This is a genomic window from Sphingomonas sp. MMS12-HWE2-04 (assembly GCF_044881185.1).
Classification (GTDB): Bacteria; Pseudomonadota; Alphaproteobacteria; order Sphingomonadales; family Sphingomonadaceae; genus Sphingomonas.
In genome coordinates, this window is record NZ_CP173254.1 from 3,557,180 (window position 1) to 3,574,490 (window position 17,311).

The 17,311-nt window shown below is 67.3% G+C and carries 15 protein-coding genes and 1 pseudogene; 4 read left to right on the top strand and 12 right to left on the bottom strand.

Translation table 11 applies throughout. The annotated features are described in order from the left end of the window. The first annotated feature begins 187 nt into the window (after nt 1-187). Nucleotides 188-1,477, top strand: coding sequence for an adenylosuccinate synthase (locus AB2M62_RS16710; RefSeq protein ID WP_404335611.1), 1,290 nt, complete (start codon nt 188-190; stop codon nt 1,475-1,477). Nucleotides 1,478-1,513: 36 nt separating this feature from the next. Here AB2M62_RS16710 and AB2M62_RS16715 read toward each other — a convergent pair whose 3' ends face one another. From AB2M62_RS16715 to AB2M62_RS16765, 11 genes are all read right to left on the bottom strand, one after another. Next, complete coding sequence (locus AB2M62_RS16715; RefSeq protein WP_404335613.1) at nt 1,514-1,936, bottom strand: hypothetical protein; 423 nt, start codon at nt 1,934-1,936, stop codon at nt 1,514-1,516. Between the two features lie 177 nt (nt 1,937-2,113). Continuing rightward, the gene (locus AB2M62_RS16720) at nt 2,114-2,389 is read right to left on the bottom strand and encodes a hypothetical protein (protein ID WP_404335615.1); all 276 of its coding nucleotides are present in this window, start codon (nt 2,387-2,389) and stop codon (nt 2,114-2,116) included. Between the two features lie 144 nt (nt 2,390-2,533). Beyond that, entirely contained in the window at nt 2,534-3,604 is a 1,071-nt protein-coding gene (gene aroC / locus AB2M62_RS16725; RefSeq protein ID WP_404335617.1) for a chorismate synthase, read from the bottom strand. Beyond that, a complete protein-coding gene (locus AB2M62_RS16730) occupies nt 3,601-4,128 on the bottom strand; it encodes a GNAT family N-acetyltransferase (RefSeq protein WP_404335619.1) in 528 nt (175 codons plus the stop codon). The genes aroC and AB2M62_RS16730 overlap by 4 nt, the downstream gene beginning before the upstream one ends. Then, nucleotides 4,125-4,928 carry an enoyl-ACP reductase FabI gene (fabI, locus tag AB2M62_RS16735; RefSeq protein ID WP_404335620.1) on the bottom strand — a complete coding sequence of 268 codons (804 nt, stop codon included), beginning with the start codon at nt 4,926-4,928 and terminating at the stop codon, nt 4,125-4,127. The genes AB2M62_RS16730 and fabI overlap by 4 nt, the downstream gene beginning before the upstream one ends. Further along, nucleotides 4,925-5,878, bottom strand: a complete 954-nt coding sequence (locus tag AB2M62_RS16740) for a YihY/virulence factor BrkB family protein (RefSeq protein WP_404335622.1) — start codon at nt 5,876-5,878, stop codon at nt 4,925-4,927. The genes fabI and AB2M62_RS16740 overlap by 4 nt, the downstream gene beginning before the upstream one ends. 6 nt (nt 5,879-5,884) lie before the next feature. Then, on the bottom strand, nt 5,885-6,826 hold the full coding sequence (locus tag AB2M62_RS16745) for a DnaJ C-terminal domain-containing protein (protein WP_404335624.1): 942 nt from the start codon (nt 6,824-6,826) through the stop codon (nt 5,885-5,887). 58 nt (nt 6,827-6,884) lie between these two features. Then, a complete protein-coding gene (locus AB2M62_RS16750) occupies nt 6,885-7,775 on the bottom strand; it encodes a transglutaminase domain-containing protein (RefSeq protein WP_404339994.1) in 891 nt (296 codons plus the stop codon). Beyond that, nucleotides 7,775-10,249, bottom strand: coding sequence for a circularly permuted type 2 ATP-grasp protein (locus tag AB2M62_RS16755; protein WP_404335625.1), 2,475 nt, complete (start codon nt 10,247-10,249; stop codon nt 7,775-7,777). The genes AB2M62_RS16750 and AB2M62_RS16755 overlap by 1 nt, the downstream gene beginning before the upstream one ends. A gap of 69 nt (nt 10,250-10,318) precedes the next feature. After that, entirely contained in the window at nt 10,319-12,745 is a 2,427-nt protein-coding gene (gene ligD, locus AB2M62_RS16760) for a DNA ligase D (RefSeq protein ID WP_404335627.1), read from the bottom strand. A gap of 3 nt (nt 12,746-12,748) precedes the next feature. After that, nucleotides 12,749-13,663, bottom strand: a complete 915-nt coding sequence (locus AB2M62_RS16765; protein WP_404335629.1) for a Ku protein — start codon at nt 13,661-13,663, stop codon at nt 12,749-12,751. Nucleotides 13,664-13,755: 92 nt separating this feature from the next. On the opposite strand from AB2M62_RS16765, the pseudogene pdxH reads away from it, so the two are divergent. From pdxH to AB2M62_RS16780, 3 genes and pseudogenes are all read left to right on the top strand, one after another. Further along, nucleotides 13,756-14,335 (top strand): annotated as a pseudogene (pdxH, locus tag AB2M62_RS16770) (pyridoxamine 5'-phosphate oxidase). After that, entirely contained in the window at nt 14,332-15,249 is a 918-nt protein-coding gene (locus AB2M62_RS16775; RefSeq protein WP_404335631.1) for a cation diffusion facilitator family transporter, read from the top strand. Before pdxH ends, AB2M62_RS16775 begins: the two are co-directional and overlap by 4 nt. Further along, the gene (locus AB2M62_RS16780) at nt 15,246-16,040 is read left to right on the top strand and encodes a PhzF family phenazine biosynthesis protein (RefSeq protein ID WP_404335632.1); all 795 of its coding nucleotides are present in this window, start codon (nt 15,246-15,248) and stop codon (nt 16,038-16,040) included. The genes AB2M62_RS16775 and AB2M62_RS16780 overlap by 4 nt, the downstream gene beginning before the upstream one ends. Here AB2M62_RS16780 and mnmA read toward each other — a convergent pair. Continuing rightward, entirely contained in the window at nt 16,027-17,136 is a 1,110-nt protein-coding gene (gene mnmA / locus AB2M62_RS16785; RefSeq protein WP_404335634.1) for a tRNA 2-thiouridine(34) synthase MnmA, read from the bottom strand. The two genes, AB2M62_RS16780 and mnmA, sit on opposite strands and share 14 nt — an antisense overlap. Nucleotides 17,137-17,311 lie beyond the last annotated feature (175 nt).

Sequence of the window (17,311 nt, forward strand, 5' to 3'; positions counted from 1 at the left end):
CTGGGGTCGAGGAGGGTCGGCAAGCCCCGGCCTCTGCGAACCGCCGAATATGTCCTTGACGCGCCCGGCCTTGGGCGCCATTGGCCCCGCGGCTTCGGGGCAGTGCCCATGGCCCCCGCACAGCCCGGCCGCCGAGTCCTGTCGAAGGGCGGCCAGGGTCCGCCCCGGCAGGCGGAGACGTGTATCCATGGCAAATGTAGCAGTGATCGGCGCCCAATGGGGCGATGAGGGCAAGGGCAAGATCGTCGACTGGCTCGCCGAGCGCGCCGACGTCGTCGTCCGCTTCCAGGGCGGCCACAATGCCGGCCACACGCTTGTCGTCGGCGAAAAGGTCTACAAGCTGTCGCTGCTGCCCTCCGGCATCGTCCGCGGCACGCCCAGCGTGATCGGCAATGGCGTGGTGCTCGATCCGTGGCATCTGAAGTCCGAAGTCGAGAAGCTGCGCGGCCAGGGCGTCGATGTCACGCCGGATACGCTCAAGATCGCCGACACCTGCCCGCTGATCCTGCCCTTCCACCGCGACCTCGATGGGCTGCGCGAGGATGCGAGCGGCGCGGGCAAGATCGGCACCACCCGCCGCGGCATCGGCCCGGCTTATGAGGACAAGGTCGGCCGCCGCGCGATCCGGGTATGCGATCTCGCCCATCTCGACGAGCTCGGCCCGCAACTCGACCGGCTGCTCGCGCATCATGACGCGCTGCGCGCCGGCTTTGGCGAGCCCCCGATCGATCGCGAGGCGCTCGTCGCGGAGCTGCGCGAGATCGCCGATTTCGTGCTGCCCTTCGCCCAGCCGGTCTGGCGCATGCTCAACGAAGCGCGCGGCCGCGGCCGCCGCATCCTGTTCGAGGGCGCGCAGGGCGTGCTGCTCGATATCGATCACGGCACCTATCCGTTCGTCACCTCGTCGAACACAGTGGCCGGCACTGCGGCGAGCGGATCGGGGATGGGACCCGGCGCGGTCGGCTTCGTGCTCGGCATCGCCAAGGCCTACACCACCCGTGTCGGCTCGGGTCCGTTCCCAACCGAGCAGGATAATGAAACCGGCGAGCGGTTGGGCACGCGCGGGCATGAATTCGGCACCGTCACCGGGCGCAAGCGCCGCTGCGGCTGGCTCGACGCCGTGCTGCTGCGCCAATCGGCGGCCGTTTCCGGGATCACGGGAATCGCGCTGACCAAGATCGACGTGCTCGACGGGTTCGAGGAAGTCGCGATCTGCACCGGCTATACGCTGCGGGGCGAGGCGCTCGATTATTATCCGTCCAACGCCCAGGACCAGGCGGCGATCGAGCCGGTCTACGAAACCATGCCCGGCTGGTCCGAATCGACTGCCGGCGCGCGCAGCTGGGCGGACCTGCCCGCCCAGGCGATCAAGTATATCCGCCGCATCGAGGAACTGATCCAGTGCCCGGTGGCGCTGGTTTCGACCAGCCCCGAGCGCGACGACACCATCCTCGTCCGCGATCCCTTCGCGGACTGAGCCAAGGCCCGGCGGCGCAACCCGCCTGGCCTCGCATCAAAAGCGCGGCGGCGTCGTGCCGGGAGCCGTAGCGGGCGCGCTGCCCGCGGGGGCCATGGTATCGGTGCTTGGCGTCGCCGGCATCGTGCTGGCCATTGGATCGGCCGGCGCCGTAGGTGTCGTCATGTCCGGAGCCGTCGGCTCAGTGGACGGCGTCGGGCTGGGCAGCGGCGCGGGCTTGTCGACCGGCGGCGTTCCGCCTGGCGTGCGGGCGCGGTTATAGTCGCGCGTGGTGCTGCGCCGCTGGTTGGTCGTGCCGCTGCGATCGTCGCGCGGAGTCGAGGGCGAGGTGGCCGTCGTCCCGGTCTGGTCCTGCGTGGTGGGCGCCGCCGCGGGGGCCGTGGTGCTACTGGGGGCCGTCTGTGCAAGCGCAGCCGCAGGGATCAGCGCACTGGCCAATATCATCGAAATCTTGAGCATCGTGAACGCTCCTTTTGAAGAGGTCGCACGATGAGAACGGTTCAGCAGCTGAAGCCGTTGCGCCGGGCAGAAGATTTCGACGTGGCGAAGCCACCGGTCGCCGAAAGCGACCAGTGGCTCCTGACAGGGATAGTATCAGCGCACGACGAGAGCAGTCCGATACTTTCCTATACCGGATCAGCCCTGCGGCTCATCCTTCTTGTCGTCCTTGTGCTTCTTGTGCTTGTCGGCATCGTCCGGCGCCGTAGTGGTGCTGGGATCGCTTGCCGACGTATCGGGCGCGGGAGCCGTCGACGTGTCGGGAGCCGGCGCAGTCGAAGCATCGGGTGCCGGCGTGGTCGTGTCAGGCGTAGGTGTGGTCTGGTCGGTCGTCGGGCTCGACGGTGTCGTCTGGGCAAAGGCCGCAGGGGCTCCAAAGAGGGCAACCGCACCGATCAACGCTTTGATATACATACTGGGCATCCTTGTTGTTACTGCCGATGCCCAAGTCACACCCATGATGTTTCCGGCTTGTTTCTCGTTGCTTTCAGCCAGCCCCACCGGCCGCACGGCTCGACAATGGGTCGAGCCGAGTGCGGGGCGAGCCGTGTTCGGCGTTCAGCCGATTTGCGCGCGGTGGAGCAGTTTCTGATCCGCGAGCACCAGCGCGACCATCGCTTCGACGACAGGAACGCCCCGTAAGCCGACGCACGGATCGTGACGCCCTTTGGTGCGAATCGCGGTCGATTCGCCGGTCCGCGTGATCGTCTCGACCGGGGTGAGGATCGAACTGGTGGGCTTGAACGCCGCGCGCACGCGCACCGGCTGGCCGGTCGCGATGCCACCGGCGATGCCGCCGGCATGGTTGGCAAGGAATTCGGGATGGCCATCGGCACCGGGGCGCATCGGATCGGCGTTCCCCTCGCCGCTGAGTGCCGCGGCGGCGAAGCCGTCGCCGATCTCGACGCCCTTTACGGCATTGATCGACATCAGCGCCGCGGCCAGTTCGCTGTCGAGCTTGGCATAGAGCGGCGCGCCCCAGCCTGCAGGCACGCCCACTGCCTCGCATGCCACCACGGCGCCGAGCGACGATCCCGACTTGCGCGCTTCGTCGACCCGCGTTTCCCAGCGCGCCGCCGCCGCCGCATCGGGGCAGAAGAATGGATTGTTGCCGATCTCGCCGGCATCGAAACGGGCATAGTCGATCGCGTCGCCCCCGATCGCCTCGACCCAGGCGGTGATCGTCACCTCCGGGATCGCCAGCCGCGCCACCGCGCCTGCCGCCACCCTAGCCGCGGTCTCGCGCGCCGAACTGCGTCCGCCGCCGCGATAGTCGCGAAACCCGTATTTGGCGTCATACGCATAGTCGGCATGGCCGGGGCGATAGGCCGCCGCGACTTCGGAATAGTCTTTCGATCGCTGATCGACATTGTCGATATGCAGCGCGATCGGCGTGCCGGTGGTGCGCCCTTCGAACACGCCCGACAGGATGCGGACCTGGTCGGGCTCTTGCCGCTGAGTGGTGAAGCGCGACTGGCCCGGGCGGCGCTTGTCGAGAAACGGCTGGATGTCGGCCTCGGACAGCGCCAACCCCGGCGGGCAGCCATCGACCACGGCGCCCAGCGCCGGTCCATGGCTCTCGCCCCAAGTGGTGAAGCGGAAAACGCGTCCGAAGGTGTTGAAGCTCACAATTCCCCGCCCAGCTGTGCGAACGCCGGTGCGTGCGTCGCGGCACCGCGCGCGCCGCACGGCATGGCGCCGCCCTGAAGCGGCAGCGCCATCAGATAGTCGCCGGCATAGGGCGAGGCAAATCCCTGCGCCCAATCCGCCGCGAAGCCGAACCGGCCATAATAATCGGGCTCGCCAAGCGCGAAGCACAGCATCGCGCCGGCACCCTTGAGATGCACAAGCCCCGCCTGGACCAGCGCCTCGCCCACGCCCTGCGCGCGATGCCCGGGTCCGACCGCGAGCGGCGCAAGCGCCACCGCGGCAATCGGCTTGCCGGCGATATCGACGCGCATCCGGCTGAACGCAACCATTCCGGCCAGCGCGCCGCTTTCCTCGTCGTCGGCAACCAGCGTCAGCACCATGTCGCCATCGATGCACAGCCGCTGGACCAGCTTCGCCTCGTCGGGCGCGGCAAAGGCACGGCGCAGCAGCGCATCGATCGCGGCGACGTCCCCGCCGGTCGCGGGGCGGATGGCGATGCTCACACCAGGGAGATGTCCGGCGCGTCCTCGGCCTTCATGCCGATCACATTGTAGCCGGCATCGACATGGTGGGTCTCACCGGTGACGCCGCTCGACAGGTCGGAGAGCAGATACAGCCCTGCGCCGCCGACATCCTCGATCGTGACATTGCGCTTGAGCGGCGAATTGAGCTCGTTCCACTTGAGGATCAGGCGGAAGTCGCCGATGCCCGAGGCAGCAAGGGTCTTGATCGGCCCGGCCGAGATCGCGTTGACACGGATATTGTCGCGGCCGAGATCGACCGCGAGATACTGGACGCTGGTCTCTAGTGCGGCCTTGGCGACGCCCATCACGTTATAATGCGGGATCACCTTCTCGGCGCCGTAATAGCTCAGCGTCAGCAGCGCGCCGCCGTTCGGCATCATCTTGGAGGCGCGCTGCGCCATCGCGACGAACGAATAGACGCTGATATTCATCGTCATCAGGAAATTATCGAGGCTGGTATCGACATAGCCGCCGCGCAGCTCGTTCTTGTCCGAAAAGCCGATCGCATGGACGACGAAGTCGATCGTTTCCCAGCGCGCCGCGAGCGTCTCGAACGCCGCATCGAGCGCACCCATGTCGGACACGTCGCAATCGATCAGGAAATCGCTGCCCAGCTGCTCGGCGAGCGGCCGCACGCGCTTTTCCAGCGCATCCCCCTGATAGCTGAACGCCATCTCGGCGCCCTGTTCGTGCAGCTTCTGCGCGATCCCCCAGGCGAGCGATCGATCATTGGCGAGCCCCATGATCAGCCCGCGCTTGCCCTTCATCAATCCCGTCACGTTCCCTGGACCTCCTGTTTCGGAGCCTCCTCTAGCCCGTCTGCGGGGGTTTCCGCTAGGGCGGCGTTGAGTTCGGCACCCATCACCATGCCGAGGCCGATCAGGAAGAAGAAGATCAGCGCGATCATCACGCCCGCAAGGCTGCCATAGGTTAGGTCGTAGCTGCCGAGCAGGCCGAGCACCAAGGGCAGCAGCGCAGTCACCGAAAGCCACCACACGGTAGTGAAGGCAGCGCCCGGCCATTTGGGGCAGCTGCCGTGACGATATTTGCTGGGCGTCAGCGAATAGAACAGGATGTAGAGCGCGCCGAACAGCGCGATCGCCGGCGCGAACTTGGTCAGCGCCACCATCCGCTGCGCGCTCAGCGCCCAGGGCAGCAGCTTGTAGATGAACTGCTCGACGCCGGTGAGCAGCACCTGGAAGCTGAACGCCGCCATGGCGAGGATCACCGATCCGATGATCATCCCGATCGCACCGAGCCGATAGCGCCAGAAGGGCGTGCTCGACGTGACGCCATAGGCCTGGCGCAGGATGCCGCGCAGCGTCTCGATAAAGCCCGCCGTGGTCCACAGACCCACTGCCGCGCCAAACCACAACAGGTTGCCGGTGCGCGCCTGGAGCACGTCCGAGGCCGGCTTGCGCAGCACGTCGGCAACGTCGGGCGGTACGGTCTGGAGGAAGGCCTCGAGCGTGCGGATGCCTTCGCTGCTTCGCCCGATCAGCTGCGCCACTGCCGCGGCGACGATGACGAAGGGGAACAGCGTTACGAGCGACAGATAGGCAAGGTTGCCGGCATAGGTGAAGCCTTCGTTGAAGGTCCCCACCGCGACACGCTTGACCACGGTAAAGAAGCGCGGCCCCATCCCCACTTGCGCGAGCAGCGCGAGGATGCGCGAACCTGGTCCCGCCGGCGCGGCAGGCGGCTGATCGGCGGGATCCCCTGTTGTCACAGGGCCTTAGACGCCCATCCGAGCCCGCGGGTTCCCCTGCTGTTGCCAGCCCTGGACGAACGCGGTGAGCGCGGCATCGTCGGCGGGCAGCTCCACCATCAGCGTGACGAGCAAGTCGCCGCGCTCGCCGCCCTTCTTGTGGAAGCCCCGGCCCTTCAGCCGCAGCACCTTGCCGGAGTTGGCGCCCTTGGGGACCTTGAGCATCACCGGGCCGTCAGGGGTAGGCACGCGGACCTGCGCGCCGAGCACTGCTTCGTTAAGCGTCACCGGCAGTTCGAGGCGAATATCGTCGCCACTGCGTTCGTAGAAACGGTGCGGCTGGACTTCGATCGTGACGATCGCGTCGCCAAAGCCGCCCGGCCCTTCCTCGCCCTTGCCGCCCAACCGCATCTGCGTGCCGCTCTCGACGCCTGCGGGCAGCTTCAGGTCGATCGTCTTGCCGTCGCGCAGCGTGATCCGCTGCGGCGCAAGCTTCGCGGCATCCTCGAACGACACCGCAAGGCGATAGGCGACATTGGCACCCTTGGCGGCCGGCTTGCGCCCGAACCCACCAAAGCCGCCGCTGAACCCGCCGCCGCCGCGGCGCGCGCCGCCGCCGCCGAACAGGCCTTCGAAGATATCGCCGATATCGCCCGAATCGCCGCCGCCGAAATCGAACTGCGATCCGCCGGGGCGGAAGCCGCCCTGCCCGCTGCCGCCGCTGCCAAAGCCGAAAGGCGCCGTGGGATTGCCGTCGCCGTCGATCTCGCCGCGGTCGAAGCGCGCGCGCTTGTCCTTGTCGGTGAGCAGGTCATAGGCCTGAGTCACCGTGCTGAACTTCTCGGACGCCTTGGGATTGTCCTTGTTGCGGTCTGGGTGCAGCTCCTTGGCGAGCTTGCGATAGGCCTTTTTGATATCGGCCTCGCTGGCACCGCGCGCCACGCCTAGAGTTGCATACGGATCAGCCATTTCGTCCCCTATTCTTCGCGCGGTATTTCGGCGCCCACGGGGCCGTGCGCAAGTGGGATCAGGCGGGAACCTGTTCCAGGGGCTCGACATCGACCGAGACCTGCATCTCCTGCGCGCCCGAACCGAGCACGATCCCGTCGATCGGCGCGACTTCCGAATAGTCGCGCCCGATCGCCACGACGATATGGTCCTCCGCCATCCAGATGCCGTTGGTCGGATCGACACCGACCCAGCCGAGATCGGGGCCTGCCCAGATCAGCACCCAGGCATGCGTCGCATCGGCGCCGACCAGCCGGGGCTGGCCCTCGGGCGGCAGCGTACGGATATAGCCCGAGACATAGGCGGCGGGCAGCCCGGCGGCGCGCAGCCCCGAGATCATGATCTGCGCGAAATCCTGGCAGACGCCGCCGCGCTTGAGAAAGGCCTCGTGCGGCGGCGTATCCACCAGGGTCGCCGTAGGATCGAAGGCGAATTCGCGCTGGATCCGGCTGGCCAGCGCATAGGCGGCGTCGAGCACCCCGCGTGCGGGATCGAGGTCCGCGGCGCACCAGCGGCCGATCTCGGCATCCAGCGGGATGCGCGGCGAGGGATAGAGATAGCTTGCCGGGCTGGCCGGTCCGATGTCCTGGCTTGCCCGCGCCCATTGCGCGATCGCGCCGACGCTGGGATCGCTCGGCTGGGGAAACGGGATCTGGCGCTCGACGCGCACCTGCGCCCGGCTTTCGATCACCAGCGTGCGCGACGACGCCTCGACGACGAGCCGAACGACATTGGCGAGCCCGGCATCGGCGCGCGCCGGAAAGGTGCGCCCCTGCGGATCGAGGATCAGCGCATACTCCTCCAGCGTCTGGCCCGACCAGACGATCGGCCTCAGCCGCAAATTGTTGCGCGCGAACGACACCGGCTGGGCATATTCGAAGCGCGTGATGTGGCGGATGCGATACAGCATCATGCTAGCACCAGCCCGCTGGCGCGCAGCGGCTCTGCGCCATGGAGGAAATAACGGCGCGCAATGGCATTGGAGAGGCAGCCGAGCCGGTCGTCGAGCGCCGCGAGCAGCGCGCCGTCGACCTTGGTGGCATTGGTGGTGACCAGCATCGCGGCAAGCTCGCGCGCCTGCTCCTGCTGCGGTTCGGCCAGGCCATCGTCGGAAAGCACCGGCAGCTTGTTGAGATGCGCCGAGATTGCGGCGACCTGGAAGGCGATCGAACGCGGATTGCCGGGATCGAGCGTGACCAGGTCGATCACCGGCACGCGCGCGATTCCGGTCAGGTACCGCTGGCGATAGCTGATCTGGCTGTCGGCGAGATCGAGCAGGGTCGAGAGATCGTCACCGCTCGCATCGGCCGCGCCAAAGCCCCGCACGAAACGCACCGCCGCCATCGCGCGCTCGATCCGGCGGCCAAGATCATGGAAGCGCCACGCATCGGTGCGCGCCATATGCTCGCCGGCGAGCCCTGCCAGCGCCGAATAGCGGCGCTGGAGCGTGCCGGCTTTTTCCAGCAGGACGCCGCGCTGGGGGAAAGGCGCATCGAGCAGCCGGATCACGTCGGCAGACAGGCGATCGCGCGAGATTTCGCCGATCATCCGCGCCTGGCGGTTGATCGCACGGATGCTGTAATAGTCCTCGTCCTCGATCGCGACGCGGGCGAGCTGGGTTAGGTCGGATCGCTTGAAACCCTTGGGCTCGGGTGCCGCGCCCGCGCCGACCAGCAATTGGCTGAGCCGCGCGACGGTCTCGTCGGGCAGCGCCGCACCGGTATCGGCGCTGATCGAATGGCCGAGCAGCACGCGGATCACTGCCAGCTGCGCTTCGCCGCGCTCGAGATAGCGGCCGAGCCAGAAGAGATTGTCGGCGACCCGGCTGGGCAAGGTGCCGGGATTGCGGCGCAGCTGGGTGGCGTCGCTCGACGGCAACAGCGTGACCGGGGCGACCGGCTCGGTGCCGTGGACGATGACGTCGGCCGACCAGCTGCCCTCGCCGATCACCACGGCGCGGGTGTCGGCATGTTCGCCGATCCGCGCGAGACCGCCCGGCAGCACCGTCCATTCGCCATCGGGGCCGCGCGCCGCGAAGACGCGCAGCGTGAACGGCCGCGGCGCCAGCAGGTCGTCGGCGACCATCGGCATCGTCGAAAGCTGGGCCACTTCCTGCCCGACATAATCCTGCGGGCGCTGTCGCATCGCCTCCACGAGCGCCGCCCGCGCCGGGGCATCGAGCGTCGATCCGAGCACCGGCTTGCCCTCGGGCAGCCCCAGCGGCGCGGCGCCAAAGGCGGGGGCGATCAGCAGCCTGTCGAGCTTCGCTTCGACATAGGCATGTTCGGCGGGCTGGCCGCACCACCAGGTCGCGAGGCTGGGCAGCGCGAGCGGGGCGCCGGTCAGGTGCTGCGCCAGGCCGGACAGAAAGGCGAGGAAGGCCGGCGCTTCGAGCAGGCCGGCACCCGGCGCGTTGGCGACGACGACATTGCCGGCGGCCAGCGCATCGACGAGCCCGGCGACCCCGATCGTCGAGTGCGAATCGAGCGCGAGCGGGTCGAGCAGCCGCGGATCGAGCCGGTGCCACAACGCGTCGACGCGCTTGAGGCCGGCGATCGTGCGCAGATAGAGCTGGTCGTCGAGCACGGCGAGGTCGGCCCCCTCGACCAGCAGGAAGCCGAGATAGCGCGCGAGGTGCGCCTGCTCGGCATAGCTCGGGTTGAGCCGGCCGGGGGTAAGTAGCGCAATTCGTGGTTCTGCGCGCCGACACAAGGCAGCGAGTCCCTCGCGCAACGCTGCAAAAAATGGGGCATGGCGCTCGATATTCACGCGGCTCTGCAGCCCGTCGAGCGTCCGCGCCATCGCCAGTCGGTTCTCGAGCGCATAGCCAGCGCCAGCCGGTGCGCGCAGATGATCAGCTAGCACGCGCCAGCTGCCATCGGGTCCGCGGCACAGATCGGCGGCGATGAAGCTCAGATGCCGCCCGCCCGGCGGCTCCAGCCGCGTGAAGGGGCGCAGGAAGAAGGGGCTGCCGGTCACCAGCGCGGCGGGAAGGCGCCCGTCATGGACCAGCGTCGCCTCGCCATAGAGGTCGGCGAGCACGGCCTCCAGCAGTTCGGCGCGCTGGACGATCCCCGCGGCAATCGCGTCCCATTCGCGCTTCTCGATCAGCAGCGGCACGGGCGAGAGCGGCCAGCGGCGCTCCTCGCCTTCGCCGGCGATGCGGAAGCCCGTGCCGATATCCTCGGCCTGGCGCTGCGCGCGCTCGCGCACCGCGGCCAGGCTGTCGCCGCCGATCCCGGCAAGCTCCTCGAGCACGTCTCGCCATGCCCCATCCCCGGCGCAGAGCGTGTCGCCCGCCGGCGCATGCGCGCAATAGTCGGCGATCCAGCGATCCGCGATCGTCGCAGCGTCGAACAATGATGTCGCAGCGCTGCTGGCCAAGGCACGTCCTTTCGAAGCGCGCGGTGTGCGGGAAAGCTTGCTGCAAGGCAACATGCCATCGCGTGGATCTTACACGTCGGGCAGCACCTGATCGGCCTCGCCCCAGCCCTGGAGTGCGCGGCTGCTCGCGCGCTCGATAAGCGTGGCGGCGTCGCGGATCGTGAAGCGCTTGGCGTCCCCGAGATCGCGCAGCTCGGTCCAGCTCACCGGCGCTGCCACCGGCGCCGTCTCTCTCGCGCGCGCCACATAGGGAAGCACCGCCGTCGCGCCGCGCTGGTTGCGCAGATAGTCGATGAAGATCTTGCCCTTGCGGGTCGCCTTTTTGAGGTTGGCGGTGAACCGCTCGGGTTCGGCCTGGGCCAGCGCGCGCGCGAACCGCTCGGCGAAGCTGCGGACTTCGGGCCAGTCGGCCTCGGGCGACAGCGGCACCACGACATGGACGCCCTTGCCGCCCGAGAGCAGCGGCCAGCTGGTCAGCCCGATATCGGCGAGATGGTCCTTGAGGTCGACCGCGGCCTTCTTGACCATCTCGAAGTCGAGTCCCTCATCGGGGTCGAGATCGAACACCAGCCGATCGGGCTTCTCGATATCGGCGACCAGGCTGCCCCAGCCATGGAACTCGATGGTCCCCATCTGGACGCACGCCATGATCCCGTCGAGATCGTCGATATAGAGATAGGGTTCGACCGATCCGTCCTTCTCGCGCACGTCGACATGGTGGACCTGCTCGCCGAAGCTGCCGGCATCGTGCTTCTGGAAGAAACAGTGTTTGGCACGCCCCTGCGGGCATCGCACCAGGCTGATCGGACGGTTGGCGAGCCAGCGCAGCGCGATCGGCGCGACGCTGGCATAATAGTCCGCCAGCGCGCCCTTGGTCAGCCCTGACTCGGGATAGATCACCCGGTCCCGGCTGCTGATCTTGATGCTCGATTTCGGCACGTCGGGAGCTTTCGGCGTCGGCGCAGGCGTCTCGACCACCACGTCGCGCGCCGGCTTGTCCTCGCGCAGCCCGATGAAGCTGCCATGGCGGACGACATTGTCGGCAGTGAATTCGGTGAACGCGATCTCCGCGACGAGTTCGGGCTTCACCCATTGTGCCCCGCGCGCTTCAGCGCGCGGCACCTTCACGGGGGCTTCCTTTGCAGCGATCCCGTCGAAGCGCGCGCGCAAGGCGTGGAGCGTCTGCGTGTCGAACCCGGTCCCGACCTTGCCGGCATAGACCAGCCCGTCGGACCCGTTGACCGCGATGAGCAGCGAGCGAAAGCCTCGTCCCTTGGCGCTCGACGGCGTCCAGCCGACGATCACGAATTCCTGGCGGTGGATGCATTTGACCTTGAGCCACGCCTTGCTGCGCGTGCTGCGATAGGGCGCGTCGGCGCGCTTCGAGACGATCCCCTCATAGCCCTCGCGGCACATCGTCTCGAACAGCTTCTCGCCCGCGCCGACGATATGCTCGGAAAACTGGATGCGCGCGTCGGCGCCTTCCACAAGTCCGCGCAGCCGCTCCTTGCGCGCCAGTTGGGGAAGCTTGGTCATGTCTTCGCCGCGATCGTCAAGCAGGTCGAAGGCGAAGAAGGTCAGCCCCTCCCCGCCCGCCGAAATAGCTTCCTGCAGCGTCGAGAAATCGGGCTTGCCGTCCTTGTAGGCGACGATCTCGCCATCGATCAGCGCCGGTGCGGGGAGCGTTTCTGCCGCCGCGGCGATGCCGGGGAATTTCTCGGTCCAGTCGAGCCCCGAGCGGGTATAGATTTTCGGCCCCTTTTCCCCGGTCGCGATCAGCGCGCGATAGCCATCATATTTCACTTCATGGAGCCATTGGTTGCCCGCCGGGACCGCGTCGACCAGCGTGGCAAGCTGCGGCTGTACGAAATCCGGCGCCTTGACTGTCGTCCTGGCCGCCTTTTTGGCAGGCACCGGTTTCTTGCCCTCGGCGATCTCCAGCATCGTGCGGCCGGTCTTGATGCTGGTCAGCGCGGTCTCGACCAGGAAATCGGTCGCCCCGGCATAGCGGTCGTTGACCTTTCGGAGCAGCCAGTTCTCGCCCTTCTCCTTGCCGCGCGGCTTCAAGCGGATCAGCATCCACTCGCCCTTCATCCGCGCGCCTTCGAGGGTAAAATGGAGATGCCCTTCCTCCAGATCCTTGGCGCTCTTGCCCTTGATCGGCGCCCACACCCCATCGTCCCACAGCATCACCGTGCCGCCGCCATATTGGCCTTTGGGGATCGTTCCCTCGAAATCGGCGTAGGAAAGCGGATGGTCCTCGGTCCGCACCGCGAGCCGCTTCTCGCCCGGATCGATGCTCGGCCCGCGGGTGACGGCCCAGCTTTTGAGCACGCCATCAACCTCGAGGCGGAAGTCCCAGTGCAGCCGCGTCGCATCGTGCTTCTGCACCATGAAGCGATTGCCCGCGGTGCGCGCTATCTTCCCCGCCGGCTCCGCGGTCTGCGCGAAATCGCGCTTGGCGTTATATTTGGCGAGCGGGTCGGGCTTGGCCACCGATCACGCCCGCTTGCGCGCAGGCGCCTTCTTGGCCGGCGCCTTGGCGGCAGGCGCGGATTTGGCGGGCGCCTTTGCCGGCTTGGTCTTGGCGGCGGCGCCGGATTTGGCCGCGCTAGCCTTGGCATCGGGCTTTTCCAGCGACTTTTTGAGCGCCGCCATCAGATCGACGACGTTCGAGCCGCGGCTCGGCGCCCCGTCTTCCTTGTCCTCGATGATCTTCTTGCCCTTGGCCTTCTTCTTGCGCTCGATCAGCTCCTTCAGCGCGTCGACATAGCGGTCGTGGAAGCCCGCCGGATTGAACTTGGCGACCTTCTTGTCGATCAGCGTCTCGGCCAGGCCGAGCAATTCGGGGTCGGGCTCGCTGTCGGGGATGTCGCGGAAATAGCCCTGCGCCTTGTTGACTTCGTCAGCATAGCGCAGTGTCTCGAGCACCATCCCGCGCCCGCACGGCTTGAGGCTGACGACATATTCGCGCCCGCGCATCGCCAGCTGGCCGAGCCCGACCTTGCGGCTGCGCCGAAGTGCCTCGCGCAGCACGATGAACGCCTCCTCGGCGAGATCGTCGGCGGGGACGACGAAATAGGGCTTCTCGTAATAGAGCACGTCGATCTCGTCGGCATCGACGAACTGGGTAAGCTCGAGTGTCTTCTTCGATTCGAGCTTCACCGCGTCGATCTCGTCCTGTTCGAGCAGGACATATTCGCCCTTCTCTACTTCGAAGCCCTTGACGATTTCGTCGACATCGACCGCGCCGACGCCGGGGGCCGTCTTCTCATATTTGATCCGCTGCCCGCTCGGCTCGTGGATCTGGTGAAAGCTGATCTGCGCGCCCGATTTGGTCGCGGAATAGATCTCGACCGGGATCGAGACCAGCGCCAGCCGGATCTGCCCTTGCCAATAGGCGCGCGCCGCCATCACCATGCTCCTCGTTGCGAAGCCGATTCAATTCGCCAGAACCGAGTCCGTTCCTCGACAATCCGCGCCCCCTGGGCGTAGAGCGCGATGCCATGACCTGCGATCCCTTCGCCCTGTTCGATGCCTGGTATGCCGAAGCGCGGACGACCGAGCCCAACAACTCGAACGCGATGGCGGTCGCGACGGTCGACACACAAGGCCAGCCTTCGGTGCGGATGGCGCTGCTCAAGGGGCATGGGCCCGACGGCTTCGTCTTCTATACCAACCGCCAGAGCCGCAAGGCAGGCGAGCTTGCGGTCACGCCCAAGGCGGCGCTGCTTTTCCACTGGAAGTCGCTGCGCCGCCAGATCCGGATTGAAGGCGCCGTCGAGCAGGTGAGCGATGCGGAGAGCGATGCCTATTTCGCCACGCGCAGCCGCAATTCGCAGCTCGGCGCCTGGGCATCGGACCAGTCGCGCCCGCTCGAACTCCCGCGCGACCTTCGAGGCACGCTATGCGGAAATGGGCGCGCGCTTCGAAGGCGGCGACGTGCCGCGGCCGCCGCATTGGGGCGGCTACCGCGTCGTGCCAAGCCGCATCGAATTCTGGCAGGACCGCGCGCATCGGCTCCACGAGCGCCGCGTCTTCGCGCGCACGGGCGATGGCTGGAGCGAAGGCATGCTCTACCCGTGAGCAACCTCGCCCGCCGCGCGGCGCTGGCCAGCGTCGCCAGTGCGATCCTGCTCGGTTCGCTCAAGGCCTATGCAGCGTGGCGGACAGGATCGGTGGCGGTGCTCGCCAGCCTGGCCGATTCGGTGCTCGATCTCGTCGCATCGCTGGTGACGCTCGCCGGGGTGCATTGGGCGGCGCAGCCTGCGGATGACGATCACCGCTTCGGCCATGGCAAGGCCGAGGCTCTGGCGGCGCTGTTCCAGGTCGGGGTGATTGCGATCTCGGCCTTCGCGATCCTGTTGCGCGCCAGCCAGCGGCTGATGGACCATGTGCCGAGCAGCGACGCCGAATTTGGCATCGGCGTCTCGATCATCGCCATCGTCGTGACGCTCGCGCTGACGCGCTATCAGGCGTCGGTCATCCGCCGCACCGGGTCGATCGCGATCGGCGCCGACCGAATTCACTACCAGTCCGATCTGTTCCTCAACGTCGCGGTGATCGCAGCGCTCGCGCTCGATCAATATGCCGGGCTCGCCGGGGCCGACGCGATATTTGGCATCGTCATCGCCTTCTGGCTGTTGTTCGGCGCCTGGCGCGCCTCGGTCGACGCGATCGACCAGCTGATGGACAAGGAATGGCCCGAGGAAAAGCGCCAGCGCTTCGTGGAGGTTGCCGCGCGCCATCCCGAGCTGATCGGGCTGCACGACCTGCGCACGCGGACCAGCGGCGCGAAGGATTTCGTCCAGTTCCATATCTGGATGGACGCAGAGATGACGATCGCCGCCTCGCACGACGTGGTCGAGAAGCTGGAACGCGAACTGGCCGAGGAATTCCCTGGCACCGAAGTGCTGATCCATGTCGATCCCGAAGGCCAGGTCGACCAGCCGGGCAATGCGCTCGCCGAGACCGACCTGCTCAAGGAGACCCGCCCGTGAAGCTGCCCTTCGCGCAGATCGACGCCTTTGCCGACCGTCCCTTTACCGGCAACCCTGCGGCGGTGATCCCGCTCGATGCGTGGCTGGGCGATGATGTGCTTCAGGCCATCGCGGCGGAAAACAATCTGTCGGAAACCGCCTTCATCGTCCCAGATGCCAGCGATGACGCCGATTACGAATTGCGCTGGTTTACGCCGGCCGTCGAAGTGGCGCTGTGCGGGCACGCAACGCTGGCGAGCGGGCATTTCGTGCTGACCGGCGAGCAGAACCGCGACCTCGTTCGCTTCCGGACGCGCAAGTCCGGCGTGCTCGAAGTCGCGCGGCACGGGGAATGCTATCTGATGGCACTGCCCGCCTACCCGCCCGAGCCGGCCACGGTTCCCGGGCTATTGGAAGCGCTGGACGTCGCGAACGCGCAGGTCCTGCGCCATCCCCGGGGCTATGATCTGGCCGTGCTCGACAGCGCCGAGGCGGTATTGGCGCTCACGCCCGACTTCCGCGCGCTCGCGGCGATCGGCGACACCCTCAATATCGTCACCGCGGCCGGGACGGACACCGACATTGTCAGCCGCGTGTTCGCGCCCGCCGCGGGTATCGACGAGGATCCGGTGACGGGATCGGCGCACGCCGTCCTCGTGCCCTATTGGGCCGAAAGGCTCGGGCGACGCCAGTTCAGCGCCTATCAGGCCAGCCGCCGGGGCGGGCATATCGAATGCGAGCTGAGCGGCGACCGCGCGATCCTCAGCGGAAAATGCGTCACCGTGATCGAAGGCGAGTTCAGGCTGGGGTGAGCTCGGCGCGCTCGGTCTCCGCAATCCAGCCGCCGCCGAGCACGCGATCCTCGGCATAGAGCACCGCCGCCTGGCCCGGCGCGACGCCGTATTCGGGGGTTTCGAAGCGGACCATGCCGTCTTCGAAGCGCGCCGGCACCGGCTTTGCCAAGCTGCGTACCTTGACGCGCATCGCCCCGGAATAGTCCCCGCCCAGCCAGTTCACGCCGTCGATCCGCGCCGCCCGCACTGCAAGTGCGCGCTTGGGGCCGACCACGACGTCGCGCGTCACCGGATCGAGCCGCAGCACATAATAGGGTTCGGGCGCGCCGCCGATCTCGAGCCCGCGCCGCTGGCCGACAGTGAAGTGAATGAGGCCCTTATGCTCGCCGAGCTTGCGGCCGGCCTCGTCAATAATGTCACCCTGGGTTTCGGCTTCGGGGCGCAGCTTCTTGACCAGAGCGGCATAGTCGCCATCCGGAACGAAGCAGATATCCTGGCTGTCGGGCTTGCCGGCGACGCCCAGCCCGAGTTCGGCCGCGAGTTCGCGCACCATCGGCTTGGGCAGGCCGCCTAGCGGAAAGCGCAGGAACTCGAGCTGCGCCTGGGTGGTCGCAAACAGGAAATAGCTCTGGTCACGCGCCGGATCGGCGGCGCGGTGCAGCTCGGCGCCCCCCGTCCCTTCGACGCGGCGGACATAATGGCCGGTCGCCAGGCAATCGGCACCGAGATCGCGCGCTAGGGCGAAGAGATCGGTGAATTTCGGCCCCATATTGCACTTCACACAGGGGATCGGCGTGCGCCCGGCGAGATATTCGTCGGCGAAATCGTCGATCACGTCGCGCTTGAAGCTGGAGGCGTGATCGAAAACATAATGCGCGATGCCCAGCCGGTCGCACACGGCGCGCGCGTCGCGGATGTCGCGCCCGGCGCAGCACGATCCGGCCCGACCGACCGCTTCGCCGTGATCGTAAAGCTGGAGCGTCACGCCGATCGTCTCGGCGCCGCTCTTTGCCGCGAGCGCGGCGACGACCGAGGAGTCGACGCCGCCCGACATGGCCACGACGATCCGCCGCTTGGCGAGCGGCTCCGTCAGCTGAAAGTCACCCGGAATCATCGGGCGCACATAAGGCGCACGGTCCCCGCGATCCAGAGGGGCTTCCCTGAGACTCTTATTAAACCTCTCGAAAGCTCAGGTTAAGCGAGCGTTCCCGCGCCTTTTACGGCCCCTTCATCCTGTTGCGCTAAACCCGTCCAACTTGGAGTCGAGAAGTGGACGCCGCGTAGTGGAT

Coding starts and splice junctions, on each gene's coding strand:
- AB2M62_RS16720 (WP_404335615.1), bottom strand. CDS start 2,389: ATGTATATCAAAGCGTTGATCGGTGCGGTTGCCCTCTTTGGAGCCCCT.
- AB2M62_RS16750 (WP_404339994.1), bottom strand. CDS start 7,775: ATGCTGTATCGCATCCGCCACATCACGCGCTTCGAATATGCCCAGCCG.
- AB2M62_RS16715 (WP_404335613.1), bottom strand. CDS start 1,936: ATGCTCAAGATTTCGATGATATTGGCCAGTGCGCTGATCCCTGCGGCT.
- AB2M62_RS16710 (WP_404335611.1), top strand. CDS start 188: ATGGCAAATGTAGCAGTGATCGGCGCCCAATGGGGCGATGAGGGCAAG.
- AB2M62_RS16745 (WP_404335624.1), bottom strand. CDS start 6,826: ATGGCTGATCCGTATGCAACTCTAGGCGTGGCGCGCGGTGCCAGCGAG.
- mnmA (WP_404335634.1), bottom strand. CDS start 17,136: ATGATTCCGGGTGACTTTCAGCTGACGGAGCCGCTCGCCAAGCGGCGG.
- AB2M62_RS16765 (WP_404335629.1), bottom strand. CDS start 13,663: ATGGCGGCGCGCGCCTATTGGCAAGGGCAGATCCGGCTGGCGCTGGTC.